Genomic DNA, 5,487 nt, shown 5'->3' on the forward strand with positions numbered 1-5,487 from the left:
GCCGTCAACATTGCCGACCCGGACAACGTCAACCGCTATTACGCCGTGCGTGGGCGCGTCGTCTCGATGTCGAGCGACGGCGCCGCTGAAAGCATCGACGAGATCTCGCAGAAGTACCTCGGCATGCCCTATCCGAACTTCACGGGCAAGCCGGAGACGCGGGTGCTGATCACCATCGAGGCCGACTCGGTGCTGGAGCCGGCCCGGGATTGATCAGCCGTCGTCCTCAGCCGTGGCCGATCCGCAGGAGGTCGGCCACACTGGCGAGCTTCACCCGGGGTCTGCCGTGCGGCTGGCCTGCCGACCGTTCGTGGTCGTCGATCAACTTCCAGTGGTCGTCGGTGACCAGCTTCGGCTGCCGTGACAACAACCACTCGACCGCGTCCTCGGTGTGTTCGGAGCCCGGTCCGTCCACCTCACTCAGATCGGCCAGCAGGGTGTTGACGGTTTCCTGCGAGTCCTTCTTGTTGCTGCCGATGACGCCCGAGGGCCCGCGTTTGATCCAGCCGACGACGTAGGAGTTGCGGCTGCCTTCGATGCGGCCCGAGGTGTGCGGAATGGTTCCCGACCGCTCGTCGAAGGGCAGGCCCGGCGTTGGCACGCCCCGGTACCCGACGGCGCGGACGACGAGTTGCGCGGGGAGTTCCTCGCGCGCCCCGGTGTCCTTGGCCACCAGCCGTTCGCCGTCGTTCACCAGCTCGTTGTGACCGAGCACGATCGAGGAAACCCGACCGTCGCCCTTGATCTCGATGGGCGAGGTGTGGAACCGGAAGACGATGCGGCGCTTGGCCCCTCGCGGACCGCGTTCGGCGTACCCGCGCAGCGCCTTGACGTTCTGCTTGACGGTCTTGCCCGCCGCCTCGAGGTCCTCGTCGGTGATGTCCGCGAAGTCGGCCGGATCGACGATCACGTCGACGTCGGCCATCGCCTCCAGGTCGCCGAGTTCACGCAACTCCAGCGTGGTGAACGTCGCCTGAAGGGGACCGCGGCGACCGATGACCACGACTTCCTCGACGGCCCTGGCGTGCAGCGATTCCAGGGCATGGTCGGCGATGTCGGTGTTGGCCAGGAGGTCTGGATCGCTGACGAGGATGCGTGCCACGTCGAGCGCCACGTTGCCGTTGCCAATGACCACGGCGCGATGGCTCGACAGGTCCGGCGTCATCTCCCCGAAGTGCGGATGGGCGTTGTACCAGCCGACGAAGTCCACGGCAGCGACGCTGCCCGGCAACTCCTCGCCGGGGATGCCGAGCGGTCGGTCCGATTGGGCGCCAACGGCGTAGATCACCGCGTCGTAGCGTTCGGCCAGTTCCGCCGGATGCACGTGTTCACCGACGCGGATGTTGCCGAAGAAGCGGAAGCGAGGGTCGTTCCCGGTCTTCTCGAACTGGGCGCTGATGGTCTTGATCTTCGGATGATCGGGCGCGACGCCGGAGCGCACCAGACCCCACGGGGTCGGCAGCATCTCCAACATGTCGACGCGCACGTCTCTGGGTTCGTCGGAGCCGACCGTGGAGTCCGCGAACTTCAGTAGCGATGCGGCGGCGAAGTAGCCGGACGGGCCGGAACCGACGATCGCCACGCTGTATGGGCGCATGCACAGGCCTTCCAAGAGGAAGCAGAAGCTGCCCGGCGAAGCGCAAGGGGCTGTCGCGACATCACCGGGCGGTTACCAAGCCGATGCTAGTCCCGCCCAACGGTCGGTAACCTGATGTCCCGTGGATCCCGACAGACAAGAAGACATCGCTGCGCTCGACACCACTTTGACGACGGTGGAGCGGGTGCTCGATGTCGAAGCCCTGAAGGATCGCATCAAGAACCTGGAAGAGGCGGCGTCGGATCCGAAGCTCTGGGACGACCAGACCCGGGCCCAACAGGTAACCAGCGAGCTGTCGCACACCCAGAGCGAGCTGCGTCGCGTCGAGGAGTTGCGGCAACGGCTCGACGACCTGCCCGTGATGTACGAGCTCGCGGCGGAGGAAGAGGGCGCCAGCAGCGCCGAGGCTCTGGCCGATGCCGACACCGAGCTAAGCAAGCTGCGCGGGGACATCGAGGCGATGGAGGTGCGCACCCTTCTCTCCGGTGAGTACGACGAACGCGAGGCCGTCGTGACCATCCGGTCCGGTGCGGGTGGGGTGGACGCGGCCGACTGGGCGGAGATGCTCATGCGGATGTACATCCGCTGGGCGGAGAAGCACGACTACGGCGTCGAGGTGTTCGACACGTCCTACGCCGAAGAAGCGGGCATCAAGAGTGCGACGTTCGCGGTGCACGCCCCGTACGCCTACGGGACGCTGTCGGTCGAGCAGGGCACCCACCGGCTGGTGCGGATCAGCCCGTTCGACAACCAGAGCAGACGCCAGACCTCCTTTGCCGACGTCGAGGTGCTGCCGGTCGTGGACACCGCCGACCACATCGAGATTCCGGACGGTGACGTGCGAGTCGACGTCTATCGCTCCAGCGGTCCCGGCGGGCAGTCGGTCAACACCACCGACTCGGCGGTTCGACTGACGCACATCCCCACCGGTATCGTCGTGACTTGCCAAAACGAGAAGTCGCAGTTGCAGAACAAGGTTTCGGCGATGCGGGTGCTTCAGGCGAAGCTGCTGGAGCGCAAGCGTTTGGAAGAACGTGCTGAGATGGACGCCCTCAAGGGTGACGGCGGCAGTTCGTGGGGCAACCAGATGCGCTCCTATGTGCTGCACCCGTACCAGATGGTCAAGGACCTGCGGAACGACTACGAAGTCGGCAATCCGACGGCAGTACTCGACGGCGACATAGACGGATTCCTGGAGGCGGGGATCCGTTGGCGCAATAGGAAAGATGACGACTAACACGACGTACTTGGCCTTCTCGGTGACGCAACGCTGGCACGACTTCTGGCGGGGCGGAATCGGCGAGTGGATCATCACGCGGGGGCTGAAGATCACCCTGCTGGTCATCTTCGCGGTGCTGGCCGCCCGGTTCATCAGCTGGGCCGCGCAGAAGATCACCCGTCGCATCGATGCGGACTTCCAGGAAACCGATCAGCTGGTGCGTACGGAGAGCGCCAAGCACCGGCAGGCGGTCGCGTCGGTGATCTCCTGGGTGTCGATCGCGGTGCTCTTCATCGTCGTCGCGGTGGACATCACCGACGTGCTGGCCATTCCGGTCGGATCGCTGGTCGCGCCCGCCGCCGTGCTTGGCGCGGCGCTGGGCTTCGGTGCGCAGCGCGTGGTTCAGGACCTGCTCTCGGGTTTCTTCATCATCACCGAGAAGCAGTACGGCTTCGGTGACCTGGTTGCTCTCACCGTCGCGGGCATCGCCGCCCCTGCCGAGGGCACCGTGGAAGACGTCACCCTGCGCATCACCAGGCTGCGGTCCACCGAGGGGGAGGTGTTCACCATCCCCAACGGCCAGATCGTCAAGACGATGAACCTGTCCAAGGACTGGGCCAGGGCGGTGATCGACATCCCGGTGCCGACCAGCGCCGACTTGACCCGGGTCGACGATCTCCTCCACAAGGTCAGCGACAAGTCAATGCAGGACGACAGTCTGCGAAAGCTGCTGCTGGACGCGCCGCAGGTGATGGGCGTGGAGAGCATCGAACTCGACACCGTGACCCTGCGCATGGTCGCGCGGACACTGCCTGGCAAGCAGTTCGAGGTAGGCCGCCGGCTCCGCCTGCTGGTGATCGCCACGCTGATCCGGGCCGGAATCAACACCTCAGGTGATACCGGTCCCGTGGTGAACACGATCCCGAGTGCGGCCTCCGCCAAGCCGCCTGCGGAACAGCAGAACGCGGAGGACCGGCCATGAGTTTCTGGAACTGGGTCACCCGCAAGCGCACCGACCACGGATGGCCGGGTTACATCATCAACGGGCGGATTCGCACCTCGACGGCCGGTCTGATCGTGGCGTTCTTCGTGATCGCGTGGCTGCACAACGCCTACAAGCCGCCCGCGCCGACGCCCACAACGCCGGAGACTGCCCAGGTCGTGCCGCCGGGCTTCATGCCAGATCCCGAATACACCTGGGTGCCTCGCACGAACGTGGAGACGCGGCCGAGAACCACCACGTCCACGACCACCCCGACGACCACCCCGACGACCACCACGACGGAGACGACGCCGACCGAGCCGACTGAGGAGACCACCAGTCCCACGGACACGACGAGTGCGACGACATCCGACACCGCGCCGCCGAACGTCATCGATCCGGACGGTGCAGGGCCACTGCCGCCGATTACGTTGCCACCGGGCCTGCCCGTGCCGAACCGGTCGGGCACGACGACGACCACGACGGTCCTTCCTGGGGAGTTACCAGCACCGACGGCGCTGCCGCAGCCCGGATAGTCCGGAGCACTGTCTGCGTCCCGCTACACTGGCGAGCCGTGATGATCACCCTCGACCACGTGAGCAAGCAGTACAAATCCTCGGCACGGCCAGCTCTGGACAACGTCTCGCTCAAGATCGACAAAGGTGAGTTCGTCTTCCTGATTGGACCGTCCGGTTCGGGCAAGTCGACGTTCATGCGATTGCTTCTCGCGGAGGACACTCCGACGCACGGTGACATCCAGGTGTCGAAGTTTCACGTGAACAAGCTGCCGAGCCGTCACATCCCCGGTCTCCGGCAGGTGCTCGGGTGCGTGTTCCAGGACTTCCGCCTGCTGCAGCAGAAGACGGTCTTCGAGAACGTCGCGTTCGCGCTCGAGGTCATCGGCAAGCGCGCCGACGTCATCAACCGAGTGGTACCCGACGTCCTGGAGATGGTGGGCCTGTCGGGCAAGGCCAACCGGCTGCCCACCGAGCTCTCCGGCGGTGAGCAGCAGCGCGTCGCCATCGCCCGCGCCTTCGTGAACCGACCGCTGGTGCTGTTGGCCGACGAACCGACCGGAAACCTGGATCCGGAAACCAGCAAGGACATCATGGATCTGCTCGAGCGGATCAATCGCACCGGAACGACGGTGCTGATGGCCACTCACGACCACCACATCGTCGACTCGATGCGCCAACGCGTGATCGAACTCGAGCTCGGCCGCCTGATCCGCGACGAGCAGCGCGGTGTCTACGGAATGGACCGCTAAGTGCGCTTCGGCTTTCTCGTCAACGAGGTCCTCACCGGACTTCGTCGCAACGTCACGATGACGGTCGCCATGATCTTGACGACCGCCATCTCGATCGGGCTGTTCGGTGGTGGTCTGCTGGTCGTCCGCCTCGCCGACAGTTCGCGCAACATCTATCTGGACCGCGTCGAGAGCCAGGTGTTCCTGACCAACGACATCTCGGCCAACGATCCGACCTGCGACGCGGGCCCGTGCAAGGCGCTGCGCAAGCAGATCGAGGACCGCGACGACGTCAAGTCGGTTCGGTTCCTCAACCAGCAGGACGCCTACGACGACGCAATCAAGAAGTTCCCGCAATACAAAGACGTTGCGGGCAAGGATGCGTTTCCTGCATCATTCGTCGTGAAGCTCGACAATCCCGAGCAGCACACGGACTTCGACGA

At 65.2% G+C, this 5,487-nt stretch carries 6 protein-coding genes and 1 pseudogene; 6 read left to right on the forward strand and 1 reads right to left on the reverse strand.

Annotated elements, in window-relative coordinates; genetic code table 11:
- Window positions 1-213 (forward strand): annotated as a pseudogene (locus ACRDUX_RS23410) (PPOX class F420-dependent oxidoreductase); the annotation flags it as partial.
- A 13-nt stretch (window positions 214-226) separates the two neighbouring features.
- On the opposite strand, the gene ACRDUX_RS23415 reads toward ACRDUX_RS23410, so the two are convergent.
- A complete protein-coding gene (locus ACRDUX_RS23415) occupies window positions 227-1,597 on the reverse strand; it encodes an FAD-dependent oxidoreductase (protein ID WP_526416997.1) in 1,371 nt (456 codons plus the stop codon).
- 121 nt (window positions 1,598-1,718) lie between these two features.
- Between ACRDUX_RS23415 and prfB the strand changes: the two genes are divergently transcribed.
- The 5 genes from prfB to ACRDUX_RS23440 form a co-directional block, all read left to right on the forward strand.
- Window positions 1,719-2,834: a peptide chain release factor 2 gene (prfB, locus tag ACRDUX_RS23420; protein ID WP_526416999.1), complete on the forward strand. Its 1,116-nt coding sequence runs from the start codon at window positions 1,719-1,721 to the stop codon at window positions 2,832-2,834.
- Window positions 2,824-3,798, forward strand: coding sequence for a mechanosensitive ion channel family protein (locus ACRDUX_RS23425; protein WP_526417001.1), 975 nt, complete (start codon window positions 2,824-2,826; stop codon window positions 3,796-3,798). The genes prfB and ACRDUX_RS23425 overlap by 11 nt, the downstream gene beginning before the upstream one ends.
- Window positions 3,795-4,334 (forward strand): Rv3103c family proline-rich protein, encoded by a 540-nt coding sequence (locus ACRDUX_RS23430; RefSeq protein WP_526417003.1) that lies wholly within the window; start codon window positions 3,795-3,797, stop codon window positions 4,332-4,334. Before ACRDUX_RS23425 ends, ACRDUX_RS23430 begins: the two co-directional genes overlap by 4 nt.
- Window positions 4,335-4,375: 41 nt before the next feature.
- Entirely contained in the window at window positions 4,376-5,065 is a 690-nt protein-coding gene (gene ftsE / locus ACRDUX_RS23435; protein ID WP_526417007.1) for a cell division ATP-binding protein FtsE, read from the forward strand.
- Window positions 5,066-5,487: permease-like cell division protein FtsX (locus tag ACRDUX_RS23440; RefSeq protein WP_526417005.1), on the forward strand; the 422-nt coding region annotated here is incomplete at its 3' end. It abuts the gene before it with no gap.

This window comes from Mycobacterium sp. (assembly GCF_050701675.1).
Classification (GTDB): Bacteria; Actinomycetota; Actinomycetes; order Mycobacteriales; family Mycobacteriaceae; genus Mycobacterium.